This is a genomic window from Photobacterium minamisatsumaniensis (assembly GCF_050336695.1).
Classification (GTDB): Bacteria; Pseudomonadota; Gammaproteobacteria; order Enterobacterales; family Vibrionaceae; genus Photobacterium; species Photobacterium minamisatsumaniensis.
Genome location: NZ_JAKJSI010000058.1, coordinates 12692 through 39288, shown reverse-complemented (window position 1 = coordinate 39288; position 26597 = coordinate 12692). Strand labels below are relative to the sequence as shown.

General features: G+C 41.8%; 26 protein-coding genes and 1 pseudogene. 11 read left to right on the top strand and 16 right to left on the bottom strand.

Annotated elements, in window-relative coordinates; translation table 11 throughout:
* Window positions 1-137: 137 nt before the first annotated feature.
* The 6 genes from L4D78_RS25505 to L4D78_RS25480 all read right to left on the bottom strand — a co-directional run bounded on the left by L4D78_RS25505 (window position 138) and on the right by L4D78_RS25480 (window position 6405).
* A complete protein-coding gene (locus L4D78_RS25505) occupies window positions 138-734 on the bottom strand; it encodes a NapC/NirT family cytochrome c (protein ID WP_428469528.1) in 597 nt (198 codons plus the stop codon).
* Between the two features lie 8 nt (window positions 735-742).
* The gene (locus L4D78_RS25500) at window positions 743-1177 is read right to left on the bottom strand and encodes a nitrate reductase cytochrome c-type subunit (RefSeq protein ID WP_428458969.1); all 435 of its coding nucleotides are present in this window, start codon (window positions 1175-1177) and stop codon (window positions 743-745) included.
* Window positions 1178-1205: 28 nt separating this feature from the next.
* Entirely contained in the window at window positions 1206-3692 is a 2487-nt protein-coding gene (gene napA / locus L4D78_RS25495; protein ID WP_428469527.1) for a nitrate reductase catalytic subunit NapA, read from the bottom strand.
* Between the two features lies 1 nt (window position 3693).
* Window positions 3694-3954: a chaperone NapD gene (locus L4D78_RS25490; RefSeq protein ID WP_428458971.1), complete on the bottom strand. Its 261-nt coding sequence runs from the start codon at window positions 3952-3954 to the stop codon at window positions 3694-3696.
* 291 nt (window positions 3955-4245) lie between these two features.
* Window positions 4246-5496: an esterase/lipase family protein gene (locus L4D78_RS25485; protein WP_428469526.1), complete on the bottom strand. Its 1251-nt coding sequence runs from the start codon at window positions 5494-5496 to the stop codon at window positions 4246-4248.
* A 147-nt stretch (window positions 5497-5643) separates the two neighbouring features.
* Entirely contained in the window at window positions 5644-6405 is a 762-nt protein-coding gene (locus L4D78_RS25480; protein WP_428458973.1) for a ribonuclease H1 domain-containing protein, read from the bottom strand.
* Between the two features lie 236 nt (window positions 6406-6641).
* On the opposite strand from L4D78_RS25480, the gene L4D78_RS25475 reads away from it, so the two are divergent.
* Both L4D78_RS25475 and L4D78_RS25470 read left to right on the top strand, forming a co-directional pair.
* Complete coding sequence (locus L4D78_RS25475) at window positions 6642-6788, top strand: hypothetical protein (RefSeq protein ID WP_428458974.1); 147 nt, start codon at window positions 6642-6644, stop codon at window positions 6786-6788.
* A gap of 224 nt (window positions 6789-7012) precedes the next feature.
* Window positions 7013-8008 (top strand): helix-turn-helix domain-containing protein, encoded by a 996-nt coding sequence (locus tag L4D78_RS25470; protein WP_428469525.1) that lies wholly within the window; start codon window positions 7013-7015, stop codon window positions 8006-8008.
* Window positions 8009-8100: 92 nt separating this feature from the next.
* Here L4D78_RS25470 and L4D78_RS25465 read toward each other — a convergent pair whose 3' ends face one another.
* The 3 genes and pseudogenes from L4D78_RS25465 to L4D78_RS25455 form a co-directional block, all read right to left on the bottom strand.
* Window positions 8101-8454 carry a DUF3332 family protein gene (locus L4D78_RS25465; protein WP_428469524.1) on the bottom strand — a complete coding sequence of 118 codons (354 nt, stop codon included), beginning with the start codon at window positions 8452-8454 and terminating at the stop codon, window positions 8101-8103.
* Between the two features lie 313 nt (window positions 8455-8767).
* Window positions 8768-9097, bottom strand: a pseudogene (locus tag L4D78_RS25460) (DUF3332 family protein); the annotation flags it as partial.
* Between the two features lie 393 nt (window positions 9098-9490).
* Window positions 9491-11218 (bottom strand): amidohydrolase, encoded by a 1728-nt coding sequence (locus tag L4D78_RS25455; RefSeq protein ID WP_428469523.1) that lies wholly within the window; start codon window positions 11216-11218, stop codon window positions 9491-9493.
* Between the two features lie 820 nt (window positions 11219-12038).
* Between L4D78_RS25455 and ylqF the strand changes: the two genes are divergently transcribed.
* From ylqF to L4D78_RS25435, 4 genes are all read left to right on the top strand, one after another.
* Window positions 12039-12992, top strand: coding sequence for a ribosome biogenesis GTPase YlqF (ylqF, locus tag L4D78_RS25450; protein WP_428469522.1), 954 nt, complete (start codon window positions 12039-12041; stop codon window positions 12990-12992).
* Between the two features lie 283 nt (window positions 12993-13275).
* On the top strand, window positions 13276-13683 hold the full coding sequence (locus tag L4D78_RS25445; RefSeq protein ID WP_428469521.1) for a hypothetical protein: 408 nt from the start codon (window positions 13276-13278) through the stop codon (window positions 13681-13683).
* A gap of 73 nt (window positions 13684-13756) precedes the next feature.
* Complete coding sequence (locus L4D78_RS25440) at window positions 13757-15859, top strand: protein-disulfide reductase DsbD family protein (protein ID WP_428469530.1); 2103 nt, start codon at window positions 13757-13759, stop codon at window positions 15857-15859.
* Window positions 15859-16407 carry a protein disulfide oxidoreductase gene (locus L4D78_RS25435; RefSeq protein WP_428469520.1) on the top strand — a complete coding sequence of 183 codons (549 nt, stop codon included), beginning with the start codon at window positions 15859-15861 and terminating at the stop codon, window positions 16405-16407. Before L4D78_RS25440 ends, L4D78_RS25435 begins: the two co-directional genes overlap by 1 nt.
* 109 nt (window positions 16408-16516) lie before the next feature.
* Here L4D78_RS25435 and L4D78_RS25430 read toward each other — a convergent pair whose 3' ends face one another.
* The 3 genes from L4D78_RS25430 to L4D78_RS25420 all read right to left on the bottom strand — a co-directional run bounded on the left by L4D78_RS25430 (window position 16517) and on the right by L4D78_RS25420 (window position 19753).
* Complete coding sequence (locus tag L4D78_RS25430) at window positions 16517-17035, bottom strand: aminoacyl-tRNA deacylase (protein WP_428469519.1); 519 nt, start codon at window positions 17033-17035, stop codon at window positions 16517-16519.
* 121 nt (window positions 17036-17156) lie between these two features.
* Window positions 17157-17666 (bottom strand): NlpC/P60 family protein, encoded by a 510-nt coding sequence (locus L4D78_RS25425; RefSeq protein ID WP_428469529.1) that lies wholly within the window; start codon window positions 17664-17666, stop codon window positions 17157-17159.
* Between the two features lie 422 nt (window positions 17667-18088).
* The gene (locus tag L4D78_RS25420; RefSeq protein WP_428469518.1) at window positions 18089-19753 is read right to left on the bottom strand and encodes an amidohydrolase; all 1665 of its coding nucleotides are present in this window, start codon (window positions 19751-19753) and stop codon (window positions 18089-18091) included.
* 249 nt (window positions 19754-20002) lie between these two features.
* On the opposite strand from L4D78_RS25420, the gene L4D78_RS25415 reads away from it, so the two are divergent.
* The gene (locus tag L4D78_RS25415; protein WP_428469517.1) at window positions 20003-20761 is read left to right on the top strand and encodes a 1-acylglycerol-3-phosphate O-acyltransferase; all 759 of its coding nucleotides are present in this window, start codon (window positions 20003-20005) and stop codon (window positions 20759-20761) included.
* 109 nt (window positions 20762-20870) lie between these two features.
* Here the strand turns inward: L4D78_RS25415 and L4D78_RS25410 are convergent, their stop codons facing one another.
* The 4 genes from L4D78_RS25410 to L4D78_RS25395 form a co-directional block, all read right to left on the bottom strand.
* Complete coding sequence (locus L4D78_RS25410) at window positions 20871-21719, bottom strand: alpha/beta hydrolase (RefSeq protein WP_428469516.1); 849 nt, start codon at window positions 21717-21719, stop codon at window positions 20871-20873.
* Between the two features lie 59 nt (window positions 21720-21778).
* The gene (locus tag L4D78_RS25405; protein ID WP_428469515.1) at window positions 21779-22369 is read right to left on the bottom strand and encodes a TetR/AcrR family transcriptional regulator; all 591 of its coding nucleotides are present in this window, start codon (window positions 22367-22369) and stop codon (window positions 21779-21781) included.
* A 111-nt stretch (window positions 22370-22480) separates the two neighbouring features.
* A complete protein-coding gene (locus tag L4D78_RS25400; protein ID WP_428469514.1) occupies window positions 22481-22729 on the bottom strand; it encodes a hypothetical protein in 249 nt (82 codons plus the stop codon).
* A gap of 169 nt (window positions 22730-22898) precedes the next feature.
* Window positions 22899-23252, bottom strand: a complete 354-nt coding sequence (locus L4D78_RS25395; RefSeq protein ID WP_428469513.1) for a DUF2750 domain-containing protein — start codon at window positions 23250-23252, stop codon at window positions 22899-22901.
* A 324-nt stretch (window positions 23253-23576) separates the two neighbouring features.
* Here L4D78_RS25395 and L4D78_RS25390 point away from each other — a divergent pair, with 324 nt between their 5' ends.
* The 4 genes from L4D78_RS25390 to L4D78_RS25375 all read left to right on the top strand — a co-directional run bounded on the left by L4D78_RS25390 (window position 23577) and on the right by L4D78_RS25375 (window position 26595).
* Window positions 23577-24173 (top strand): class I SAM-dependent methyltransferase, encoded by a 597-nt coding sequence (locus L4D78_RS25390; RefSeq protein WP_428469512.1) that lies wholly within the window; start codon window positions 23577-23579, stop codon window positions 24171-24173.
* 118 nt (window positions 24174-24291) lie between these two features.
* Window positions 24292-25191 (top strand): EamA family transporter RarD, encoded by a 900-nt coding sequence (gene rarD, locus L4D78_RS25385; protein ID WP_428469511.1) that lies wholly within the window; start codon window positions 24292-24294, stop codon window positions 25189-25191.
* Between the two features lie 179 nt (window positions 25192-25370).
* The gene (locus L4D78_RS25380; RefSeq protein ID WP_428469510.1) at window positions 25371-25778 is read left to right on the top strand and encodes a globin; all 408 of its coding nucleotides are present in this window, start codon (window positions 25371-25373) and stop codon (window positions 25776-25778) included.
* 1 nt (window position 25779) lies between these two features.
* The gene (locus tag L4D78_RS25375) at window positions 25780-26595 is read left to right on the top strand and encodes a ceramidase domain-containing protein (protein WP_428469509.1); all 816 of its coding nucleotides are present in this window, start codon (window positions 25780-25782) and stop codon (window positions 26593-26595) included.
* Window positions 26596-26597 lie beyond the last annotated feature (2 nt).

Genomic DNA, 26597 nt, shown 5'->3' with positions numbered 1-26597 from the left:
ATTATATTCTGACTATATCTGTACATTACTCTTACCATCAATTTAACGCCAGCGAGGTTTATATTATCCGGCTAGATTAATTGAGAAAATCCCCTGCAGCTCTCGCTACAGAGGATTTTTTTACACCGTAAATGAAACTAGATCGCGTTTTCTATCGTATGCCCTTTCGGTAACTGGTGAGCAATACCTTTATGACAATCAATACAGGTATTCCCATCCATTTCCGCCTGACTATGAATTGAAGCAGCTATCGTTCTTTGGGTGCTGAAATCCATATACTCAAAATTGTGGCAATTACGGCACTCCTGAGAGTCATTGTCTTTCATTCGTGCCCACTCTCTGGAAGCCATTTCAAAGCGATGTTCTTCAAACTTCTTTGGTGTATCGATCTTTCCAACTAATTTGCCATAAAGCTCTTTGCTGGCTTGGATCTTACGCACCATTTTGGGCCCCCACTCTTTAGGGACGTGGCAGTCTGAGCAGGTTGCTCGAACGCCACTGCTGTTGGTGTAATGAATCGTACCCATGTATTCCTGATACACGGTATTTTCCATTTCATGACAGCCAATACAGAAGCTTTCTTTATTGGCGACTTCCATTGCAGTATTAAAGCCACCCCATAAAACAACACCTGCAATCACACCGACTGCTAAGATACTTCCAATAGCAAAATGGCTAGGTTTACGAAACCACTGCCAGCATCGCTGGATAATACCTGGTCGCTTATCTCCCATACATCCCCCTATTTACCGAACTTACCAATCGGCTCGAATGTATTTTCAACGATTGGTTCAGCATTAACTTGAGGCACATGGCACTGCAAACAAAAATATCGGCGAGGTGCAATTTCTGACAATATCTTATTATTAGCGTCCATATAATGCGTTGGACTAACACGAGGTGCGCCTGTACGACGTGTTTTATCGACATCATGACATGCTAAACACCCATTATTACTTGGGTTCATCTGCACATGCTCCGTTGCATGCGGAACAAGCGGCGGTTGATGAACAAAATCTAACCCAAGACGCCCTTGCATTTTAGACACTTGCTTGATCGCCACCACCTCATTGTTATCACCAATCGGCTGATCGCCACGTAGCGAGGTAACCTCGGCGAATGCTGCAACACTTACCACTGCGGCGAGCAGTGCAGATACAACATACTTACCCTTCATTTTTGGCTCCAATTCTTATTAAATTCCGTTATGCTTTTACTACTTTCACCGCACATTTCTTAAAGTCAGTCTCTTTCGAAATAGGGTCAGTGGCATCCAGTGTTACCTTGTTCGTTAGCTGTCCAGCATCAAAGAACGGCATGTAAACAAGCCCTTGTGGTACGCGGTTACGACCACGGGTTTCAACATGGCTTGAAACTTCGCCACGACGAGAAACCAGTTTGATAGCATCTCCACGGCGTAAGCCTCGCTTCTTAGCATCAAGCGGGTGCATGTAAACAACGGCATCTGGGTATGAACGGTATAGTTCTGGTACGCGGCGAGTCATCGAACCAGTGTGCCAGTGCTCTAACACTCGGCCTGTCGATAGCCATAGATCATATTCTGCATCGGGTGCTTCAGCAGGTGGCTCATAAGGCAGGGCAAAAATCACCGCTTTCTTATCTGGCTTACCGTAGAAAGAAAATGCTTCACCTTTATTAACGTAAGGGTCATAACCTTCTGAATAACGCCACACTGTTTCTTTGCCATCGACAACAGGCCAACGTAGGCCACGGGTTTTGTGGTAGGTATCGAATGGGGCTAAATCATGGGCATGATCGCGACCAAAATAGGCGTATTCTTCAAACAAGCCTTTCTGAACGTAGTAACCAAAATCACGAGATTCATCATTTAGCTGATCAGCGGCTAGCTCATCATTACTGAATTTATCGACCTTGCCGTTCTTAAACAGAACGTCATATAGATTTTTGCCTTTCAATTCAGGTTTTTTAGCAATCAAATCCTCTGGCCACACTTCTTCAACGTTGAAACGTTTTGAGAATTCCATGATTTGCCAAAGATCTGATTTAGATTCGCCTGGTGGTGAAATCTGCTGACGCCAGAATTGGGTACGGCGCTCTGCATTACCGTAGGCACCTTCTTTTTCTACCCACATTGCTGTTGGTAAAATCAAGTCTGAAGCCATTGCCGTTACTGTTGGATAGGGATCCGAAGTAATAATGAAGTTTGCAGGGTCACGATAGCCCGGCAGGCGATCTTCATTAATATTAGGCCCTGCTTGCATATTATTGTTACACATTACCCAAAGCACATTGAGCTTACGATCTTTAAGCATACGATCTTGCAAAATCGCATGGTAGCCCGGCTTAGGTGGAATGGTACCAGCAGGAATATTCCATTGGGCTTCACATATTTCACGGTGTTTCGGGTTCATCACCACCATATCGGCAGGTAAGCGGTGAGCAAAAGTACCTACCTCGCGAGCAGTACCACAAGCTGATGGTTGACCAGTTAGTGAGAAAGGCCCACAACCAGGTTTAGAGATCTTACCTGTTAACAGGTGGATGTTATAAATCAGGTTATTTGCCCACACACCACGTGTATGTTGGTTGATCCCCATCGTCCAGTAAGAAACAACGTTGATATCAGGGTTTGCGTACAATTCTGCCAACTCATTAAGTTGATCAATCGGTACACCCGATATTTCAGACGCATATTCTGCCGTGTAAGTTGATACAAACTTTGCGTAGTCTTCAAAGCTCATTGGCGTCGAATCGCCACTACCTGGGTTCTTTGCGGCTTGCTCTAATGGGTGAGACGGACGCAACCCATAACCAATATCGGTCACTCCCTCACGGATATTAACGTGCTTTTCAAGGAACGCTTTATTCACTTTATTATTAGAAATAATATAGTGAGCAACAAAGTTCAAAATGGCCAAGTCAGTCTGAGGACTGAAGATAATCGGGTTATCAGCCAGTTCATAAGTTCGATGTGTATAGGTTGATAGGACAGCTACCTTCACCTTATCATTCGATAAACGTCTGTCGGCTAGACGAGTCCATAAGATCGGGTGCATTTCTGCCATGTTCGCGCCCCAAAGCACAAACGCATCCGCATGCTCTAAATCGTCATAACTGCCCATCGGCTCATCCATACCGAAGGTACGGCCAAAACCAACAACAGCCGATGCCATGCAGTGACGAGCATTCGGGTCGATATTGTTAGAACGGAAGCCCGCTTTATACAACTTCGCCGCTGCGTACCCTTCCCACACCGTCCACTGACCAGAGCCAAACATGCCAATACCACTTGGCCCTTTATCTTTCATGGCTGACTTAAACTTGTCTGCCATTACATCAAAGGCTTCATCCCAACTGACTGGGGTGAACTCCCCTTCTTTGTGATATACCCCATCTCGCTTTCTAAGCAACGGTTGAGTTAGGCGATCTTTCCCGTACATAATTTTAGGTAGGAAGTACCCCTTAACACAGCTAAGGCCTCTATTTACGGGCGACTCCGGATCACCTTGCGCCGCAACCACTCGCCCATTTTGCGTCCCAACAAGTATGCTACAGCCCGTGCCACAGAAACGGCATGGTGCTTTATCCCATTTAATTTCTTTATCTTCTCCCGCTGCATGTGTGACCGACACTGGTATAGTCAGCCCTGCTGCGGCAGCCGCGGCTACCGTGGCATTTGCCTTTAAGAAACTACGTCTACTGATTGTCATTTTACGCTTCCTTAAGCTCAGATTGTTCATCCATTTGGTGGAAAATCAGTGTGGTATCCAATACACCGGGCATGGCTTTTATTTCATTAAAACGATCGACGATCCCGTTTTTGCTGCTTCCTTCCAGCGTAACAACCATCTTTCCTGATTCACTGTGTATAGGTACTTCCGCCCCTTTTAGGTTTTCAATTGCTGCTTTTATCAGCTCACTCTGTTTGGCTGCGGCGTAAACAATCAAGCTACTGATATGATATTCATTCACTGCTAACTCCTCCTAAAACAGGCACACTTCATCACCCGCACAAAAGTAAAATACTTACTTTTAAAGTGGTTATTGACCAATTTATGCATTAATAAAAAGCAAGGTATACCCCCAAAGGGGTAACAGGTACTACTATTGAGTTAGATCAAGAAAGAGGCTGCACTGAGTTCACAGTTATTAAAATCAGTAACTTAAAGCTAAATCATGCCATTATGAAAGCTTATGAAGAAATAAGTAAAAATATGCACCCCTAGGCAGTGGGCTCCTAGGGGGAGAAGAAATGTATCTACATTACTGGCTTAACCATGATTCAAGTTGCTGAGTAACCTTCGGATCACTCAATAATTCATTGTGATTAATACCATAAAAAATTTTCTGCGAAGACTCTAGAAAAAGTAAATTACGTTCAGTCGCTGAATGGCATCCCAGCGCACTGTTTAACGGTACTAAGCCATCTCCGACTAATTGTTCAGCCAGCAAACTCCTTTGGCTTGCTGTTGCCGCCGCAACAGCAAAACAAGCAATACCCTTAGGTAAGGGCACACCGCGTCGCTCATCCGGTTTGTTATGGAAGCGGTCTACTTCTTGCCAGTCTTCATCAACAACATTGCCATAACGTAGATCGGTGATCCCCGCACTGCGAAGGTTGCTGAGCAAATTAAAAGGTGCTGTGTACGGGGTTTTACTAAGGATCACACCGAATTTATTTCCAATGCGCTCTAAAGGTGCACCTTGATGAGGCGTTCCAAGAAAGACTATATTTTTTACAATATTAGGCCAGTCTAATGCCTGCGCCTTAGCATAGTGAACAGCACTTCGCGCCACTAAGCCCCCCATACTGTGGGCAACAATAGACAATTCCTCTATGGGGGTCGGCCAGTTTTTGACAAATAGCTCAAGTAAATCTGAGAGTTCTCTACCATTTTGCGATGTATGTAAGCCAGAATTATAACGAAGATAAACAGGGGTATAACCCAATGTCGATGACAGCTGCTGACCATGATCAACTTCAATCCCATCACGCTCACATTGCCATAGTCGATCGTTCATGCATAAGCCATGGATCATCAGCAACACTTTACTTTTTGCTTGTGGAATAACTAACGGTTTCAGATTTTCTAATTGCAAAGGTGATTGCTGATAGTAAAAGGTCATTGGGATCGCAAATTGGTTCTTTTTTTCTACCAACTTATCACCCATCACACCATTTAGAGCAGATATCACTGATATTCGTTCAAGCGTGTCAGTTTTATCTTCATCTAGCGATTCAAGCCAAGGCTGTTGTTTCTCAAGTATTTTGTCGACACCATTACCTAAAAACTCAGTAATGGAATAAATATTTTTATACACAAAACCCGTAACACCACGAGTTCGGTCTGGCGCTGCGCCACTTGGCATCCCAAGTGTACGCCAGACAGACTGATGAACACCTTCAGCGATCCGAGTAGCACTGACTGTCGCTTGAGTCGCTAATTGGCCAATGCCTCGAAGATCTGATGCATGAAGGTGCTTAAATCGTTTGGTTGCCGCTTGTTTAACCATTAACGAACTCCATTTCGCGTATTTATTAAGAATAATGAAAAGAAAATATCTTCGTCATACCTAATAACATACGTAAATAGAATAAGCCACCAAGCTCATAACGAAAGGATAAACTAGAGCAATGAACCCAAGCGAGTATATTAAATACTACCCGGCTCTTAGTGCCAATATCGCTTCGATATCTAACTGACCATTATACTGATGAAATGCCGTATCAGCTTGGTCTACCGCGTATACCGACATGCGGTCTGCAAGCTCATTGCCTTCGATACCAGCATGGCCCTTAACGTGTGACAACGTCACCTTGGCTTTAAGCTTGTCATATAACTCATGTGCGGATTGAATGATCTCAAGGTTCTTAATATCGCCCGGATCTTTGCGTTTCCAGCCTTTTTTCTTCCAACTATAAGCCCAGACAGAAATACAATTAATCGAATACTGGGAATCACTTAAAATATGGACACTTTTCCCTTGCTGCAATGCCCTATCAGCCAACAATAGAGCCTGATGTAAAGCGTTCAGCTCTGCAGTATTATTCGTACCATTCGGGTTATATAATCCATACCAGAGCTCAGCCAATTGGTCGCTATGATAAACAGCAATACCTGAGCCCGCTCTTCCTGGGTTAGGATCACATGCACCATCGCAGTATATATTTACGTCAAAGTCAGTTAATGGCACTTTCACTTTTGCTGATACTTTAGGGCTTACTTTTGCTCCACCAGCCTTAGCTTGCGGTTTTGGCGCCGCGCTCTTACCTGACTTAAAAGCGGTTTCCGCCTCTTCTCGTGAAGGAAAGGATTTGTACCTTGCCTTTGGGTACTTATCGACAAGCTGCTTGGTTTTGTCCCAAGTGGTGAATACACCTGTTTCACGCCCTACCCAGACAACATAAAATTTTTTAGCCATTTATTTTCCCTTTATAATCAGAGTGATACATGCTTCAGCTCAATGACACTAGATTACAAATGTCGGCATATCGCAAATATAACCCATCAAGAATACTAAACTAACGACATTGCTGATAGTCACTTGAAAGGGAAGAATAAAATTCATCCTTGATCACACTTTTAACTGACCATAGTGAAGAAACTTTGTACGTTGCCTACGCTTAAGTTAACGCACATTAGAGGGGGAGAGTCGATATGGATTTTACCGAAAAAATGAAGCTAAGAGGAAAGGCAGAAGAAGATTTGTACTTTGCTGAGAGAGATCGGAAACTAATTGATGCCCTCCATGAGCAACAAAGTCAAAAGCTTAATAAGCCAATGAAAAAAAACAGTATGGAATAGAGCTTAATGCTCAGATAAATCTCTACTATGCACGGTAACAAGAAAGTAATTAGCGAGGTTCCGGTTATACTCGTTGTTATTTAACAAGACTCCTGAGCAGTAATTATTATATTCACTACTTTTTATGGAAACATTTTGAAATACAATTAGCTTCAAACATAACTGTTCTCGTTAGCCATACGTGATAGATTTGCTAAGCACAATTTGTTTACTAAAGCGCTGCAATGGAGTCGCACCGCAATTACGAAGAGAAACAAAACACCTTGAATACATTGCCTATCAGCCGCGCAACTATTAGTGCGCCATTCTTAAAGTTTGCAGATGATAACAATATCGATTCATCAACAGTTTTAAAAGCATTTAAATTAAATAAACAAGCACTTACAAACCCTAACATTTATCTTCCTACTCACATGATAGGGAGACTGGCTGATACAGTTGCAAAGTTATCAAACCACCATGATCTCGGTTTTCATGCTGCCCAATATAATGATTTAGATGACTTACACCCTACACTAAGTAAATGTATTCAAAGTAATAATGATTTATCTGGCTTACTATCAACGGTTATGACACATCAGAAATTACAGGGCTCTCATTTTAAACTTTGGGTCGAATACAATGAAAATAAACTTCGTATTTATCATAAAAGCGCATTAAAAAATACAGACCGGGGGTTTGAGTACGCCAATGATTTTACTACATTTAAGCTATTAGGGTTATTAAGAAAATACCTTGGTAACACATGGAAACCAGATTACCTTGTCATGGAAAACAACTCCCCCCCGCAGGCTAAAATTGTGGGGCAGACCAAACAATATAGAGTTATCACTGGTCAAAAATGCAACTACATCCCCGTTGAATGTGCTATAGAGACTCTGCACTTTCAAAGTGAAACTCAAAGTCGTAGTTGTTTGTCTTCTCGTTTAGAACACATCATTGACATATTTTGGCAGCATGAGTCTTTTAGCCTTGAATTTGTAGCGCACTTATTCGGTGTGTCTGAACGCACATTGCAGCGTCTATTTATTGATCAAGGTTCATCGTTTAGAGATTATATCAATAAGAAAAAACTAAAGAAGTCTTTAGAGTTACTAAAGGAAGGCATGAGTGTTAACGATGTAGCTTTTGAACTTGGTTATAGCGATCCATCGAATTTCACTCGTGCATTAAAAAAGCAAATTAATATGACTCCTCGTCAATATTTAATGCAGTCATAATAATTCAGCTTTACCTTAAACAAAAAGACCCTCACAATGTGAGGGTAAAACTTACTTCAAGTCACACATACAGAACTATACAGTAAGGGTTCCTACTTCTCGTTACTTATTTTAATTGGAGCCGAATGTAGCGACTCATCAATATTATTATTGACCTCTAACCAAGTTTCAGTTTCGGCATCAAAAATATGTGGAGCCCCACTGATTGGATTAGAGCCAGTCCAAAATTCCAAAGAATTCAAAACTATATAGTCTGCTGCGACAGTTACACCATAAAGTGGCGACATAGCCATATTCAAACCACCACGAGCATATCGGTTATCGACTGCTTCAATGTTATATTCCATCAATTTAGTGGTAGCAACATTACTACCAACACATCCACTAAGAATTAAAGTTGCCGCTACAGAAAATACTACTTTAGTTACATTATTAAATATCATCATTTTAATGTCTAACTTAACCGTTAAAAATAAACATTCTTATTGAAATAAAAATCAAAATATATTGATAAAAAAGCCCCAACTATTTGGGGCAAATCCTACATATCGATCTTATAGCTGCTCGTTATGCAGGTATTACAACATCAACACGTTAGGTATTAAAGGTCATTTAGCGACATTTACACCTTAATAAACGCTCTTCTATACAAATTTATCGAAACAACATGACAAAATGTTCTTTACCGTAAGAAAAAGACCCTCAATATTAATCATCCCGTTTTAATCCATGCTGAACCCATAATTATTTGGTCATTTTTATAGGCGCTGAATGTAATGAGTCATCAATATTTTCATTTACATCCAACCATGTTTCGGTTTCAGTGTCAAAGATGTGAGGTACTCCACTAATTGGGTTACTGCCTGTCCAAAATTCTAGTGAATTCAGAACCAAATAATCTGCTGAAATAGTCACACCATATATTGGTGACATTAACATATTCAATCCACCACGAGCATAACGGTTATCAACGGCTTTGATGTTATACCCCATCAATTTAGTGGTTGCTACATTGCTACCAACACATCCACTCAGCAGTATCACTGCGGTAGCAACGATTGCTACTTTGTTAAATAACTTAACCTTCATTTTTACCTGATCCAATGATTTAATAACAAGAGTTGATAAAGTCAAATAAAATGATCACTTACCATATCTTTCCCACATAGATTCTGACTCACTAAAGCGAAAAATTCATTAGCATCCTTTGAGGTATATCTCCCCCATATGCCTAATTCTCAACGCTATAAATTATTGTCCACATAAAACAATAATAAATATCAACTATATTACTACGATAAAAACAAATAATTAAAATGGTGTATTTCGAAGCTTATTGAATGGCTAAAATAAAATGAATCGTGAAAATAATTGACTATTTCATAAACTATTTATTCGCTGTAGCATAATTTTTCACTATAGTATAAGTGAAAAAACCCTCACATTGTGAGGGTAAAGGAATTACATCAAATATTATTTTATTTAAATCGCCCCATAAACAATGTCATCACCAATAATTGTGGCTCTGATACGAATATCTTTAATAGCCATTGGATCAACTTTCAGTGGGTTTTCATCAAGAATAATAAAGTCTGCAAGCTTTCCAGCTTCAATTGACCCTTTTATATCATCTTCAAAACTTTGCCAAGCCGCATATATAGTCACACCTTTCATCGCATCATATACCGACACACCTTGCGCTTCTTTACCTAAATCCCTCCCACTTGATGACTGTCGGTTAACCGCTGACCAGATAGACTTTAATGGGCTAATAGGCGTTATGTAGGTGTCATTATGCAATGTAAACGGTAAACCCTTACGTACTGCAGAGCCTGCTGGGCTCATGCGTTCAGCACGTTCTGCACCCATAAATATTTCGTAATGACGATCACCCCAGAAATAAGTATGCGTTGAAAAGAAAGAAGGGATTGCGCCTAGTGTTTTCATTCTGTCGAGTTGGTCATCACGTGCCATCTGGCTATGAATGACAATATGACGAGTGTCCTCTCTTGGATAAGCTTTCTGAGCCGCTTCAAAAGCATCGAGTATATAATCGATCGCCTTATCGCCATTTCCATGAATCGCAAGTTGATGCCCTTTCTTATGAAGACTCAAAACCATTTCTTGAAGGGCTTCATGATCATGCGTGGGATAACCCGCATGATCTACCTGCCCTTCAGGTTGCTTAAAGTAAGGGTCAGATAAGTAAGCTGTATATCCTTGAATAGAGCCGTCAGCAGTTAATTTATGCGCCCCCAAAACAAGCATCTGTTCTTGATCGATAGCGGTTCCAGAAGCAATCTGAGGATACAGTTCCAGTTCCTCTGTTCCACTACCTTGCGCTAAAGGACGGAAAATCGTACGGACTTTCAACGTTCCAGCTTCCAATCCTTGCTGCAATAGCTCCCATTGATTGAAGTTACCCCACCCTTCATGTGCTGTCGTTACACCTGCTGCAAGGTACATGTCAGAGCCCGCTTCCATCGCTTGAACATAATCTTGAGGCTTGTAACTTGGGACGACTTTATAAACAGGTGGTAGAGCGGATTCAATAACCCCTGTTGGTTCACCTGTTTTAGGATCCTTTTGGATATGACCATCATCGGGATCAGGAGTGTCTTTATTTATGCCGGCTAGCTCCAGTGCCAACGTATTTGCTGAAGACAACCAGCCTGAGACATGCTGTACATAAATTGGATGCTTTGTGCTGACGTTATCTAAATCTTCACGGGTTGGGTGCCGCATTTCCTTGATATTAGTATCATCATAACCCCACCCCAAAATCCACTCACCTTCTGGGGTCACTTCCACTTGCTGTTTAAGGAGCAACATCATGTCGTCCATGGTTTCCACAGTGCCTATCGGCTTACTATTAATATCTACCCAGCCATATGCATACTCTGCCATGAAAAAGAAATGACCATGCGGGTCAATAAACCCTGGCAACATTGTCTTTCCTTCCAAGTCCACAATATTTGTGTGTTCAGAGGCAAGTGACTTCATCTCTGAAAGTTCACCAACAGCTTGTATTTTTCCCTGACTGACCGCAACAGCCTCAACCGTTTTTCTAGAGTCATCCATCGTGATGATGTGACCATTGGTATAGATGGTCTCTGCTTCTATACCATTGGCTCCCGCAGAAAAAATCAGAGAAATTGCACAGAGGGTACCTAATATTTCTTTTTCCGTTAAGTGGCTACACTTTTTCAATCTTTTGCTCCAAGGCATATACAGTATTTTTATAAATAGCCAATAAATCAGCAAATTAAATACTATCTTTGTCTTGTGATACAAAATAATCATCAGTGTTAATTGTTGTTTCTATCTATACTCGATTATTTTTTAGCAACGAACATTTGCACACATTTTAGAGGCAATTTTCGCCTAATTACTCTCGGCAAACTTAATTTCGTTACAAAGAGGTCGATTTTCAATCTACCTACTCATTCGCACATCTAATATTTTGTTACAATGCATAAGACGATATTAAAAGAGGTATCGAACAATCGAGAAATTTATTACTCCTAACAGATATCTCAAAGCAGAACGTCAATGTAATAAAGAACTAAGGCAATAAGCAGTCCATAGTAAAAACGTAAAATAAAAAAAGCCCCAATTCATTGGGGCAAAATCCTACATATTGGTCTTGTCGCTAATCATTATGTCTGTATTACAACAGTATCTAGCGAATCATTGCAGGTCACTTCGCGACAAATGGCTGATTGCTTACTCAATGGTAACCAGCATCGCTACACATCCTGACTGCTTTGCGATGTACCGATTGGTGTCATTTTATACGACTAACTGAGAAACACCGTTAAAACTGTGACCTAGGACCAAAATCGTTTATGTCTCTCGCTCATTACGTTAAACTTCACATCAACTGACTAACAACTGATAAGTAAGCGCTGGTTGGAACAATCTTGCCAGTTAATGTGTACTTAAGTGAACACTGCTTACTTAATAGCTATCGGCTTGCCTTTGCTTTAGTAACTCAAAGACTTTGCCGAACAAAAAAGAGTTAATACAAATGAGCAGCCAAACAATCCAGTGGTTTCCGGGCCACATGCACAAAGCCCGTAAAGAAATTGAAGAAGTACTTCCTAAAATTGATGTCATCATCGAAGTACTTGATGCCCGCATTCCGTTCAGTAGTGAAAACCCACTGATTAAAACATTCCGTGAGAAAAACACGACACCTGTCGTTAAAGTGCTGAATAAACGTGATTTGGCAGATCCGGAAATGACGCAATTGTGGATTGACCACCTTGAAAAAGAGCAAGGTGTAAAGGCTATAGCCATCACCACAGAAAACCTTAGCGAAGTGAAGATGATCACTGAGCTATGTCGCAAGCTAGCGCCACACCGCGAAGACATGGGTAAAAATATTCGCACCATGATCATGGGGATTCCGAATGTCGGTAAATCCACCATTATCAATGCACTAGCAGGCCGAACTGTTGCTATCACAGGTAACCAGCCAGCAGTAACGCGCCAACAGCAGCGAATTAACTTGCAAAACGGTATCGTTTTATCTGATACACCAGGCATTTTGTGGCCTAAAGTTGAAAACCCACACAGTGGTTTCCGCCTTGCCGCAACGGGTGCAGTTAAAGATACCGCAATGGACTACATTGACGTTGCATTCTTTACCATTGAATACCTTATTCAAGCATACCCTGAGCTCATCAAAGCTCGCTACGAGCTAGATGACGATGTGCCTGAAACTGAAATTGAGCTCATGGAAGAGATTGGTCGCAAGCGTGGCTGTTTACGCTCTGGTGGTCGTATAGACCTTCACAAAGCCTCTGAAATTCTAATCAATGAATTACGTAACGGTACTCTGGGTAAGATCACTATGGAACGCCCTGAGATGATCACTGAAGAGTTGGTGAACGTAGAAATTGAAGCGGAACGTAAGAAAGAACAGCAAATCAAGAAGAAAGAAGAGCGTCGCAAGCGCTATTTGCGTAATAAGCGTTAATACTCCAGTGTAGGTTCCACGCTTAAGCCTTCTTCATTAAACCATCAAGCCATGTTTACTGTTACGTAAGCTAAGTTTGATGGTTTTTTTCATCTTGTAGCACAGCTACTTTGTAACTGATTTTAACGACAAGGTTGCACTATGAACATAAAATCACGAAAATACGTGAAAACTAGCGAACAATGAAACTTTCGACTACTAGCACGGTCAGAATGTCGTTGTTAGCTTTATTTCCAAACATTTATTGGAAGTTATTTTATTTTTATGGCGATTGAGAGCATTAATGCACAATAGGTTAAATCGTAACCAAACAGCAAAATATACACTGCTGCTAGTTATGCTAGTCATTTTTGTCTGCTCGGGACAAAATTTTGGCCTAGTGACTAGCTGTAATGTGTATGGTGCTGACAATGCTCAATCAACCGACAGCTACTTTAATACCCCGGCACTCTCGGCTGAGATCCAACGATCACTAGACAGCCAGTCATCAGAAAACACCGATAAATGCTCATTATCCGATCACCTGCTGCAACTGCACCAACATACTTTTGAGCATGCAATTATCAGCCTATTTATTATTGTGCTGACATTTTCAGTGTTCGCTGGTGTTAGCCGTATTGTGCCAGTACTAACCGAGCCTATCCCCCCTACACGGCGACGTCACCTTACCTTTTGCGTATTTCGAGAATAACCCCAGATTGATTTATCAGGTATTTACCTGCGCTTTCTGCTGTTTTATTTTTGGAGTTATTACATTGAAAACTATGATATTTAAACGATTATCTTTCTTTACAACCCTTGTGGCGTTAGTGAGTACTCTCATCTCGCTTTCTGTTTCTGCTACTGAGTATTCAACGGGGTGGCTCAACAACCCTGATCATCCACCTGTACAACTTCGCTATATGCTAACCGGGCAACAAGATACAGCCTCAAATACGGTAGAAGCTCTTTTAGAAGTAAAACTGGATACCGACTGGAAAACCTACTGGCGTAGCCCCGGCGAAGGTGGTGTTGCGCCAACAATTAATTGGGAGCTATCAAACAACCTTGCCGATGTTGACTGGCATTGGCCGATGCCAAAGCGCTATGAGTTTCTTGGTGTCGAAACCTTAGGCTACAAAGAGAACATCGTCTTTCCAATGACGTTGCATATTGATGACATGAACAAACCTGTTTTCCTCTCAGGTGTGTTAACGATGTCATCGTGCACCAATATTTGCGTCTTAACCGATTATGAAATTTCGCTTAGCTTCAACCCTGCAGATCTAACTGCTTCTGCCGAAGCAATGCACCTTTACAACCAAGGCATGACGCTAGTACCGAAAGCTCAAGCCACTGTTGAGCTAGATGCACTTTCTTGGAACAAAGACAAGCGTGTCATGTCTGTGGTAGCGACAAATACATTAGGTTGGAAATCACCAGATGTATTCATTGATGGCGAGACACAAAATGTACAAGACGCCTCTTTCCTTAAACCTAGAATCCATGTCGATGGTAATACGCTTACTGCACAAATGGATGTAAGCAGCTGGTTTGGAGAACCTAAGCTTCTGGGTGAAACCCTTAACGTAACAATCAGCGACACTGATTTCTCTGTTGAAGTTCAAGGGATCGCCAACGATATCCCCGTCGCTATCGCTGGCGGTAACACCAATTTGCTTGAGATCATTGGTATCGCGCTTTTAGGCGGCCTGATCTTGAATATCATGCCATGTGTACTGCCTGTACTAGGAATGAAGTTAAGCAGTGTTATCACCGCAAACGGCCTACAGCAACGTCAAATTCGGATGCAGTTCTTATCGTCCGCAGCCGGGATTTTAACGTCTTTCTGGCTTCTTGCCGGATTCTTGATTGTTCTGAAGCTTTCAGGGCAAGCCTTAGGTTGGGGAGTTCAATTCCAAAGCCCTTACTTCATTGGTGCGATGGTACTGATCACCATTTTATTTGCAGCAAACATGCTGGGCTTGTTTGAAATACGTCTATCAAGCAATACAAACACCTGGATGGCAACTAAAGGTGATGACTCATATGCGGGTCATTTCGTCCAAGGTATGTTCGCAACCCTACTGGCTACACCATGCAGCGCACCATTTTTAGGAACGGCTGTCGCTTTTGCTTTAGGTGCAAGTAACGTGACGCTAATTGCTGTCTTTACGGCTTTAGCCGTTGGTATGGCTGCACCATGGCTACTTATCGCCCTTTTCCCTCGTCTTGCCAATGCCCTGCCAAAACCAGGCCTGTGGATGGATAAGGTAAAAACGTTATTCGGCTTTATGATGCTAGCCACCAGCCTGTGGTTACTTAGCTTAATGACTAACTTCTTCGGTACCGCAGCAATCGTTATTGTTGGTGTATTAATGGTTATTGCGTTGCTATGGCGCTTAGGCAAAATAAAAGGACGCAAACCTGTTATCTTAGCGGTTGCTTTCATTATCTTTGGTACTGGCGGAGGCTTAATTGCAGGTAGCATGACAGCAGATCGTTGGGCTACACCACTGGCTAAAGATCACTTTTGGCAGCCTCTGAATGTCAATGAAATTCAGGTACAAGTCAGCCAAGGTAAAACCGTTTTTGTTGATGTAACTGCAGATTGGTGTATTACCTGTAAGGTCAATAAAGTAACGGTATTACTCCAAGATCCAGTCTACTCAACATTGGGTGAAGAAAACATTGTGTTGATGCGCGGTGACTGGACGAAGCCATCAGACTATGTGACGGGCTTTCTGCGTGCCAATGGCCGTTTTGGTGTCCCGTTTAATATTGTCTACGGACCAAACGCACCAATGGGAATACCGCTGCCTGTTATTCTGAAAAGTGATGAGGTAATAACAGCTATTGAAGCTGCAAGCGGTAAAGGCCAACGATAATGTCGCTAAAATCACGTGAAGCAGAAAGCAAGAAGTCTGAGGCCAAAGCACCCTCAAAGCTACTACGACTCCTGAAAGAAGCCATATGGTTAGTATTGATCTTTATTTTTGTAAGTACAGCACTCGATGCCTGGCGTAGCCAAGATATGCCCAAAGGGGAAGTTCCGCCATTAGTGATGCAAACGACGAAAGGTGAAACTGTTGATTTAATCGCAAAAAGTCATGAAAAGCCTGTTTTGGTCTATTTTTGGGGAACATGGTGCAGCGTCTGCCGATTTGTTAGCCCGACGGTAGACTGGCTGAATAATGACTACGAGGTGCTATCTATTGCCGTTAACTCTGGTGACGATAGACGCTTAAATGCTTATCTCAACCACCATGGTTATGACTTTGATACCATTAACGACAATGCTGGTGATACCATGAAGCAGTGGGGAGTATCGGCGGTACCATCAGCATTTGTGATTAAAGACGGCCATATTTCTTCAGTAACCACAGGCTTTAGTACGCCTCCGGGGCTTTGGTTAAGGCTGAAGCTTGCCGACTAGTAAATTGAAATAATAACAAACAGCCCAGTCATGCTTCTCTTTCTAATTAAAACTGTATAACTGGGCTGCTTTTTATCACGATTTGAAACCTAAGGTAACAACGCTGAAACTACTCCCACTCCCAGTGACGCCCATCATGCGCCTGAGAATAGAGCATACGATAACCACTGATGTTCTGGTGAGGAGCCCCTTGTATCGCTCTGTGAAACTGCTTCTTGTCTAAGTGGATCAAGTTCTCATGATCTCCCGATTCAATATAAAGCTCATCTTGCTCTAGCAATAAATCATCCACCAACATATCGACCTGGTAGGCTGGCCCTAAAGAGGGAACAGCACCGGGTTCACAATCTTGAAAAATGGTAGAAAGTTCATGCTCACCAATTAAAAAGTATTGCTTGCCCATCATCCGGCTGATCTTATCGATCATGACTCGCCGGTTCGACGGAACAACAGCCATTAAGAACTCATTATTTTGGTCCTTCAGCATTACCGCTTTCGCTACTTGAGAAGTCGGTACATGTGCTGAAATTGCGGAGCTGAATGACGTATCAGTATGCCGATGTCGCATCAGACTATAATCGACATGATGACTAGCGAGAAACTGCCCAACCGTTAATGCCATAGCCATAGGATCACCTCCCGATTATCCCCAGCTGTATCATTTACAACTGGGTCTCTATCCTATAGCTACATTATGGTGGTGGATTGATTTTTTCGCGACTTATACAATCGTGAACAAAGCGTAACGTTTAGTTGTCTATACGACGAGATTGCCAGTAAACACTTCGCCAATATGGATTTTGCAAACTTGAAATCATGACACCTTGAGATGTTGATGCGTGCAGAAAACGCGACTCACCGACATAGATACCAACATGGCGTGTATCACGCCCGGTTTTAAAGAAAACCAAATCGCCTTCTTGCACTTCTTTGAGTGCTACCCATTTACCCAATTTTACTTGCTGCGAAGTTGTTCTCGGTAAGCGAAGGTTATGCACATCGGCATAACCGACTTGCACAAACGCCGAACAATCAATGCCCTGACGTGATGTACCGCCAAGCCGATAAGGTGTACCTTTCCACTGGCGATATACGGTATCGAATGATGCTTGTTGGTTAAAAGGCACATTTAACGGCACATATTGATACTCTTTGATCATGCTAGGTGCTGGTGTTGTTTCTTCTTTGGGTTGATCGGGTGTTGAGCTGCACCCTACTACTCCGAGCAATACGAGAAACGATATAAAGCCTTTTCTTATCACCTTACCCCCTAGACTTTTCTATGCTTAACATCAGTCGATGACTCAAGCTATTGAACATTTTTGTTGAATATTTTTGCGCACTTCAAGAATAGTACCAACACAATCAGAAGGCGGCTATCTAACGACTGAAGAATTGACAATAGGTGATTAAAAAAAAGACAAAAAAAAGGCTAACTTTAGTTAGCCTCGAAATTCCACACAACAGAAGGGTAAATGCTATTCACCTAATACACATCAGGACAAACACTATCAGGGATAAGGAAGCCATCTACCGAATACATTTATCGCCTGTATCCAGTTACTTATCCAGTTACTTTATTGATAACACTCACTCAATGCGAGCAACTTCACGCCCACACGGGTATTAAGCTTTAAAAACAGTCAAATAGTGAAATAGTGCCCATAATAATTTGAGTGTGTCACCCCTGAGTTGAATCACGAGAATAAACCGTCTTTCCCTGAAATATCGTCATGAGTATATTCGCGTTCCCGATGTCACTGATAGGCAGACTGCTAATGGCCTGGTCAACAATCGCAAAATCGGCTGACTTACCAAGTACAATACTGCCCGTTATTGCTTCAATCCCGAGCGCTCTTGCTGGCTCAATTGTATAGCTATCAATAGCTTGATGAACATCTTGAAATCCGTACCTGCCGAGTTGTAATGACTGGCTAATACGCATCAAGGGAGTTACCACTTGGTCATTAAACCCAACACTGCTTAAGGCTGGCTTTATCTTCTTTTCTAGCAATGCAGCAAGAGTCACTTTCATCGCGGTAGAATTGGGGATATCGACCTTAACCTCGCGAGAGAGGTACGCCTCATTGTGGAGGTCAGTAAAAGACACACTCACATTATGCTTGTCCAATAAATCAAACATTTTGGGCTTGATAAAGTGCATATCAGATAATGTAAAACGCTGATCTTCACTAAAGCGTCTTGCATTTTCAATTGAGTACAGCGTAGCTTCTACTGCTGCATCCCCCTCCGCTTGCACATAGGCCCCATACCCCAATGTCTGTAAACGCTGTAGCCAAGTGTTTAACTCTGTAGGTGAAAAATAGAAAATACCTTTAGTTTCATGCTTTATCGCAGGTGTTCGATAAGGCGAACTTAAACGTGCAGTGCCAAGGTGGTATTGCCCATCGACGGAAATTTTCACTTGGTTAATGATAAGTGATGAGCCAAAATCATTCCGAAATATTGCCTCTAACTGAGACAGTTGCTCATTGACACCACCAAAAGGAGATAACCGAGGACGCACAGATACTCGAATTTCAAGCTGTCCGGTTTCATGCATTTTATTCCAAAAATCAATGCTTCCCATGCGCCATAAACTTCCCCCTTCAGCCAGGCTGGTTATGCCTTGACGATGAAATGATGCAATTTTTGATTGATAACGCTCCATTAATGATGGCATAACGATAGGGTGTGAACCTACCGCTTTTATTAGCGCTTTTTCAGCAATAGAACCTATTAACACGCCATTTGGTCTATCGTTATCATCCCGTAGAATTCGACCTCCCAGAGGCTTGGCACTGTGGTGTGTAATTTTCACTTCATCCATTGCGCGGCTATTAAGCCATACAATGGATGAATGCGGTTTACTCACGACGACAGGCCTTTCGGGGAAATAGTGGTCTAGCCAATCTCTTGGAGCCGCCATTGGAAAGGATTGAGAAAGTAAATCCTCACTGTAACCGAGTGCCCAGCGGTCATTTGGCCATTGCTTTGTTTGGTTTATACATTCCGCCAATCCAATCGAGCCATCGTCAAGCTCAACCCGACACGTACTATGGCTAAACATGATGTTATCGAAAACATGAGCATGTAGTTCAATGAATCCAGGATAAATCGCCGCCCCTCCCACATCGATCATCTCGGTATTATTATTAATAAAAGCGCGTGCTTCAGTCACCTTTCCTAAGAAGCTAATGACGCCATCATTAATGCCTATAACGGTGTTTGCGGGGGAGCGGTATACCTGACCATTGGTAATCAACGTTTCAAAATAAAAGGTCGCTTTCGCAACAGGTAAATATAAGCCGAATACTACATAACAAAGAATTTTCAAGCGCCGCACGATGATAGACCAATAAGCTTTTGATTATGTTTGATTTATTATATTACTCCGCCAAATAAGAACATCTTTGCTCCTAATCGCGAACACTTAATGTGATATCAAGCATGCTTTTACTATCTACTCACTTCTTTTAGGTCAAAAACTGACACATCTCAGATAAAAAGCGGAAAACAGCATATCTTCAACTAGTTTTTACTCTAAAAAAATCTCATAATGAACACAGTTTTGTATGTGAACAAAGGAATACACGTGCTTTCATTTATTCGCCTAGTACTTGGTGCTCTCTTTATTATTGTTACTACACTCTGTGCTCTCGTTTACTGTTCGATATTCAGCCCAAGAGATCCTAAGCACGTCCACGTGTTCTGTCGTTGGTTTAATCAGCTACAAAAAATCATGGGTGTGGAGTTAATTCACCGTGGTAAAGAAAACGTAGCCGACACCCCAAAAGCCGTATATATATCAAACCATCAGAATATATTTGATTTTGTCACTTCACCTGGCATGTTGATGCCTCGTACCGTTACCATCGGTAAGAAAAGTCTACTATGGGTCCCGTTTTTCGGACAGTTATACTGGATCACTGGCAACATATTGATCGACCGTGAAAATAAATCAAAAGCAAGAAACACCATTCAACAAGTCGCAGAAGCCATTCATAAGCGAGATCTCTCCGTGTGGATGTACCCAGAAGGGACTCGCAGTAAAGGTCGAGGCTTACTTCCATTCAAAACTGGCGCTTTCCGCATGGCCATTGAAGCGGGAGTCCCTATTGTACCTGTATGTGTCAGCTCTGTTCACCATAAGCTCTCACTAGCCAATCGTAATAACGGTATTGTTATTGCCGAAATGCTCGAACCTATTGATATTTCAAAATATCAAGTTCAGGATGCGCGTGAATTGGCAGATCATTGCCATCAGTTAATGAAGGCGAAAATCGCTGAACTTGATGAAGAAGTAATACAAAGAGAACAAGCTCGCTCTCAAAGTGAAGTCAGCGCTAACTAAATATATGATTACAGGGCTTCTTCGTTCCACCCTTTTATCGGAACACAAAGAAGCCCTTTTAAACTCAGCATACCGCCACATTGTTGACTTAGAACCGTTTACCTCGAGGCTATGCTTCTGTTAATAGGTCAAACCCTTGACGAAGCTGTTCGCTTTTTAGAATTCGGCCATGTCCCAGTCCTTCCGTTGCGATTAACGTCACATGATCCATTTCACTGGCTAACTTAGATGCTGAAAAAGCAGCAAACTTATCGCCGATATCATGTACGATCACAGCCTTCGTCTGTCTCTGCCCAAGTCGCTGTATCGGATTAATACTGTCTAAGGGGTATTGATAGTGATCTGCTATTTCACCGACGACTTCATTGAATAACTTCATTGAATAACCAGAGCTTTCAACGGTCGTTAGTAGATTCTCGGTGTAATTCAAGACCGGTGCAATCAGTAGGACAGGTTTGTTTTCTAGGCACTCATGACGACTTTCAAGTACCATCGCTCCCCCCATACTATGTGCAACAACACCAGAGATTGAGTCTTGCTGCTCTAAAATTGCATCCAAAGCTGATACAAACCCAGGAAGATGACCATATCGACCTTCACTCTCACCATGTGCTGGGTTATCAAATGCCAATGCGGTGTATCCAGCTTGTGCTATATGTTCCATTAGCGGGAAAAACTGGCTAGATGCTCCTGACCAACCATGCCCAAGCACCCAAGTTGGCCCTGTACCCAAACGGTAAGTCATCATTTTACCCTCTGATGTCTCAACCGCTTCACGGATCAGCCCTACAGGTTCAGTTACCGATCTTGTACTTCGTACAGGTGTTAATAATACGCGTTTTGCCAGCTTTCTCGCATGGGATGGTGCGATAATATGATGCAATCGTGTCGTTATGCTCACCATCCCTTTACGAAAACTAAAGCCTTTCTTTTGTTTAAAATAAATCTTGCTGCTCATCCTAACTTTCCTTATTACGAAATAGTACGACCGTGCTTTTGTACTGTATAAAACAGCACTTACACGCGCCATTCCGTGAATATCTCTTCAATACCACACCAAAAACGTTGGTGATCATCGGTTTCTAATGACAATGAACGGAACAAATGGCTACTTAAATAAATTCCATAAAGGCGATAGACGCCTTGCCAAGTATCAAGTGCTGGTTTGAACTCATTCCGAGCTTTTGCCTTATCAATTTGACTGGCTAAGTAATCTAACCAACGCCGTGTTAATGCCTGTAAGGCGATTTGTATGGTTGAATCTGTCTCAACGTTGTCTTTCCACGCATCTAAAAACATGCAGCTGCCTTGAAACGACTGATTCCATTCAAGCCAGTGCTTTAATAAGATGCGTAGTTTCTGTTCAATATTATCAGGGGCGTCGATACGAGCAGGCTGGATAACTCGTTCAACAAACATTTTCCCAGCAAACTCCAGAACAGCAACTTGTAAATTTTCCTTCGAATTAAAGTGAGAAAAAACCCCACTTTTCGACATACCGACTGCTTTGGCTAACTGCCCAATAGTTAGACTGTCTAAACCATCTGTACTTGCAACGTCAAATGCTGTCGCAAGAATGTGTTCACGAGTCGCCTGTCTTTTATTCATAAGGTGCCATGACTTTATTTATTCACGAATAGCTATTTTTAGCACGATCGTACTTTTCCATTCAAGAACAAATTAGACCAATTCCAAGAATAATCATCTCTAGCGATAGTATTAACGTTCTGCGAAACGGAATAGACTATCTATATGTACAGGGCAATTAACAACCTGATGTACCGTATCTTCAGCTTGCTTCAATGAATCATAACTACAAGGTATACCGTAAGTGTCGGTAACTGGGTAATCATTTCCTTCGCCATCGATAAAATGAATGCCCCACCCTGCACTAAGAAAATCATGAACCAAACGAGCCTCGATAATCGTTTTATCCGCTACTAGCTGACGACATTCTGACAGTACCATCACTACTCTCCTAATGACAACTTAGTCAGTTAAAGTATAGCAAGCCTCTTCTTCTGAGCACTAAAAAGGCCACGAAGAAAACGTCGTGGCCTTTACGATATGCTTTAAAAAATGATTAAACCAAGTTAACAAGCTCGATTACAAATATCACTTTTTATCGGTAAATCTATTATAGATATAGCTTTGCAACATCTGTCGGCTCAAGCTCAGAACCTTCAAGTTGAACGTTCCAGTTTAGTCCAACCAAAACGCCATCTTCAGATAGTGTAATCATCCAATCTTCAACGAAAACATCCAACGGAATCATAACAGCAGTGAATTCGACCCACTCATCAGCACAATGTTCTTTCGCATCGGCTTCTGCAGACCAGAAAGGCATAACTTCTGATTCTTCAAACTCACTTGATGCAACAGAAAGCCAGTCACCTTCTTCATTACAAAGACCCCAAATTACTTGAGACTCTTTCGTATCTGCAACAAACAATTCAACGTTTGCTTTAATATCAGCGGTTAACTTAGTCATTCTATTCTCTCTTATCTTTTATATAACGCATCAAGTCGTTACTTGATATATGCCCCATAATAACAAACTTCCGTCGTATGCCGCAGGTTTTTATCTTTCAAGATGATACAAATGTTTATCACGACTTCGCTTATTTACCCATAACAGTCAGGCGTGAATGCCCTGCGGCCTCAATTGAAGGCTCCATAGCGGTTTCCTCGAGATATTTATACTTCAGTCTAAAATTAAATATTGATAAGACGGCTATACTTACACACAGATAACGGTTACCACACTTAATTTCTCTTTTATTCAAGCCGTTTAAGTAACTAAGAGGGTATCTGCATGGCAACCATTGATTGGCTCGCTAACTTAAATAATCAAACCATACTGATACCAAGATCGCATTTGGTTGAAGCTATTGAGTTCTTAGGAAGTAACGCCAACAAGAAAGTAGCTGTAGATTGCGCTTGCGGTGCAGGGCGAGATACCTTGTATTTGTTAGAGAATGGCTATGATGTTTATGCATTTGACAATGATATACCTCGATTGGAGGCACTTTCTGCACATCCACTCACCAGCGACAATCCAAACCTCAACATTCAAATTAGTAGCTTTGCTGACTTTGAGTTTCCTCGGGCTCATCTAATTAATGCCAGTGCCTGCCTTTTTTTCAGTACCGAAACAGATTTCAATATACTTTGGGAGAACATTCAAGATAGCTTATCTGTAGACGGTATTTTTTGCGGTCACTTTTTAGGCAGTGAAACCTTGCAAGAGAATGAGCAACTCCCTATCCTCACCCACAGCCAACGTGAGATTGAACACCTACTAAGTGGTTTTTACATCATTTCGTGGAAGAAAAAGCAAGAATATTCAGCCCATCTCACGGGGAAAAAGCGTTTGTGGCTAGTGCATACCATTATCGCCATGAAAAAATAGTACCCTCTCCTTCATTACTTTTTTGAACGTGTAATTTATTACTTATGCGCATCTATCTTCACAACCTATTTAATGAGAAAATACTCTCTTACTCTCTCATTTTTCTAGGTTGCTCGATATGCAAAGTCATCGTGCCGGAAATGCATTGGCCGCGTTTTCTTTTGTACTTTGGGGCATTTTGCCACTTTACTACCAGTTTTTACCTCAGGCAGATATCAATGATTTATTGTCGTTGCGGATAATATTTTCTGTACCGTTTATGTTATTCATTATGCTATTACTTAGACGGCCTATACCTACACTTGCAACGCTGTGGCAAGATAAACGCTCACTATTCATGTCGGCTTTAGCTGGCTTAATCATGTGTGTTTCTTGGTATGCATTTACTTGGGCGATGACGCAAGGGAAAGTATTAGAAGCCAGCCTCGGTTTCTTTATCAACCCACTCTTTGCGATTGCGCTTGCCGTTATATTTCTGAAAGAGCGACTTTCTCCGGCGCAACGTGCTGCCTCTGTTTTAGGGGTTATCGGTATTGCCTATCAAGTTTGGCATTATGGTGAACTACCATGGGTCGCTTTAATCATGGGCAGTTTTTTTGCATTTTATGGGCTGTGTAAGAAGTTCATTAAATACGATGCGCTCACATCTGTAACACTTGAAGCAATTATTTTAATGCCGTTTGCGCTTATTTACTTTGCTATCTCCAGTTTGTCGGGGACGAGTACGGTTGTATCGGAAGACATAACAACATTACTGCTCTATATCGGCTCTGCGCCTATTACTCTTGCACCACTCATCTTCTTCGCACTTGCCATTAACCGAACCAGTTTAACCATGGTTGGCCTAATGCAGTATATTGAACCTACACTGCAGTTTTTATTGGCTGTGTTCTTATTTGGTGAAATATTTGATGAGGTAAAAGCGGTTAGTTTTGGCTTTATTTGGTTTGGTCTAATACTTTGCAGCATTGAGGCTATTGCAAGCCTATTTCGCCAGAAGCAGCTATCGGTATCATAACCCTCCCTTCGTTTTCTTTTTAAAATAATGCACTCTTTTTCAGGGTGCATTATCATCATTTCATCTCACATTTCTTATCATCATGGTTGTCTTTTCTATCTAAAAGGCCATACTTTTATTGTTGATTAATCATCCTGCTCATCAGGAAACTTGTTTGAGTACAATAAATTGGAGATGAAATGGACTTCCATGAAAAATTCAATGACAGTTATGAACGCTGCCAGAAACACGATGACTTTTTTGATATTTTCTACGACAATTTTTTCAAAAAAGATCAAAAATTTCGGCAGATGTTTGAAGGTGTCGATATGGTTAATCAAATCAGGATGATTAAAGTTTCTATTGTGATGATCCTACTTGCATCAACTTCGGAGTCAGCACGGGAGACTATACGTATGTATGGCCGCCGGCATGGTCCAGAAGGGATTAACGTTCACCCCATCGACTTTGATATATGGTTCGATTGCCTGATAAATGCCGTTAGCTTATGCGACCCCTTGTTTAACGATCAAGTAAAACAAGCATGGCGAGCATGTTTTAACGAAGGAATCGCTATAATGAAAGAGGAATGCCAAACAGAGAGCTAAAATGCCAAGCGACAATTACAACAATAACATGCGCCGTAATACCTTTGATTGGCGATATGGGTTGCTAGTCGCTATTGCGATAGCCCTTGCTGGACTTGCATTCTTTTTTTCGCCAATACACCAAAGCAGGAATTTTTATCATTATGCCGACCAGCGGGTAATTCTAGCTATTCCTCACTTTTGGAATGTTATCTCTAATAGTGGTTTTTTATTGATTGGCATTTTAGGGCTTCATCACACCGTCAGACGTATCAAGCACATTCCTAGTCATAGTATTGCCTATCAGCTTTTTTTTCTTAGCCTAATTGCTGCATTTGCGGGGTCGTCTTCCTATCACTTCTCGCCAAATGCGTTCACATTAATGCTCGACCGTATCCCCATAACTATCGGCTTTATCTGTCTCTATTGTATTGTGATCGCTGAATGTATTTCTCAAGAACTGGGCAAGAGAATATTCCCTTTACTGCTCGCCTACGGGATCATATCGGTTATTTACTGGTACATGACCGATGTCAGCACGGGTAGAGGAAACATGGCGGCCTATGTGCTGGTGCAAGTACTGCCTATCATTCATATACCCCTTATCATTTTGCTTTATCCATCCCGTTATAGTCATTCACGGTTTTATCTATACGCTTTAGGTTGGTATGTACTGGCGAAATGCGTGGAATCTAATGACGAGGAAATTTATCAACTACTCGGCGAGACAATAAGTGGACACAGCATAAAACATTTACTGGCAGCTATTGCAGGGTACTGTATTTATTTAGGGTGGAAAAAACGCAATAAAAAACCCTGCCACGAGGCAGGGCAATAGTT

What these genes read in the sequence shown, in the direction of transcription:
- L4D78_RS25505 (WP_428469528.1), bottom strand. Translation starts at nt 734, where the DNA reads ATGGGAGATAAGCGACCAGGTATTATCCAGCGATGCTGGCAGTGGTTT.
- L4D78_RS25500 (WP_428458969.1), bottom strand. Translation starts at nt 1,177, where the DNA reads ATGAAGGGTAAGTATGTTGTATCTGCACTGCTCGCCGCAGTGGTAAGT.
- napA (WP_428469527.1), bottom strand. Translation starts at nt 3,692, where the DNA reads ATGACAATCAGTAGACGTAGTTTCTTAAAGGCAAATGCCACGGTAGCC.
- L4D78_RS25485 (WP_428469526.1), bottom strand. Translation starts at nt 5,496, where the DNA reads ATGGTTAAACAAGCGGCAACCAAACGATTTAAGCACCTTCATGCATCA.
- L4D78_RS25480 (WP_428458973.1), bottom strand. Translation starts at nt 6,405, where the DNA reads ATGGCTAAAAAATTTTATGTTGTCTGGGTAGGGCGTGAAACAGGTGTA.
- L4D78_RS25475 (WP_428458974.1), top strand. Translation starts at nt 6,642, where the DNA reads ATGGATTTTACCGAAAAAATGAAGCTAAGAGGAAAGGCAGAAGAAGAT.
- L4D78_RS25470 (WP_428469525.1), top strand. Translation starts at nt 7,013, where the DNA reads ATGGAGTCGCACCGCAATTACGAAGAGAAACAAAACACCTTGAATACA.
- L4D78_RS25465 (WP_428469524.1), bottom strand. Translation starts at nt 8,454, where the DNA reads ATGATGATATTTAATAATGTAACTAAAGTAGTATTTTCTGTAGCGGCA.
- ylqF (WP_428469522.1), top strand. Translation starts at nt 12,039, where the DNA reads ATGAGCAGCCAAACAATCCAGTGGTTTCCGGGCCACATGCACAAAGCC.
- L4D78_RS25445 (WP_428469521.1), top strand. Translation starts at nt 13,276, where the DNA reads ATGCACAATAGGTTAAATCGTAACCAAACAGCAAAATATACACTGCTG.
- L4D78_RS25440 (WP_428469530.1), top strand. Translation starts at nt 13,757, where the DNA reads ATGATATTTAAACGATTATCTTTCTTTACAACCCTTGTGGCGTTAGTG.
- L4D78_RS25435 (WP_428469520.1), top strand. Translation starts at nt 15,859, where the DNA reads ATGTCGCTAAAATCACGTGAAGCAGAAAGCAAGAAGTCTGAGGCCAAA.
- L4D78_RS25430 (WP_428469519.1), bottom strand. Translation starts at nt 17,035, where the DNA reads ATGGCTATGGCATTAACGGTTGGGCAGTTTCTCGCTAGTCATCATGTC.
- L4D78_RS25410 (WP_428469516.1), bottom strand. Translation starts at nt 21,719, where the DNA reads ATGAGCAGCAAGATTTATTTTAAACAAAAGAAAGGCTTTAGTTTTCGT.
- L4D78_RS25405 (WP_428469515.1), bottom strand. Translation starts at nt 22,369, where the DNA reads ATGAATAAAAGACAGGCGACTCGTGAACACATTCTTGCGACAGCATTT.
- L4D78_RS25400 (WP_428469514.1), bottom strand. Translation starts at nt 22,729, where the DNA reads ATGGTACTGTCAGAATGTCGTCAGCTAGTAGCGGATAAAACGATTATC.
- L4D78_RS25395 (WP_428469513.1), bottom strand. Translation starts at nt 23,252, where the DNA reads ATGACTAAGTTAACCGCTGATATTAAAGCAAACGTTGAATTGTTTGTT.
- L4D78_RS25390 (WP_428469512.1), top strand. Translation starts at nt 23,577, where the DNA reads ATGGCAACCATTGATTGGCTCGCTAACTTAAATAATCAAACCATACTG.
- rarD (WP_428469511.1), top strand. Translation starts at nt 24,292, where the DNA reads ATGCAAAGTCATCGTGCCGGAAATGCATTGGCCGCGTTTTCTTTTGTA.
- L4D78_RS25380 (WP_428469510.1), top strand. Translation starts at nt 25,371, where the DNA reads ATGGACTTCCATGAAAAATTCAATGACAGTTATGAACGCTGCCAGAAA.
- L4D78_RS25375 (WP_428469509.1), top strand. Translation starts at nt 25,780, where the DNA reads ATGCCAAGCGACAATTACAACAATAACATGCGCCGTAATACCTTTGAT.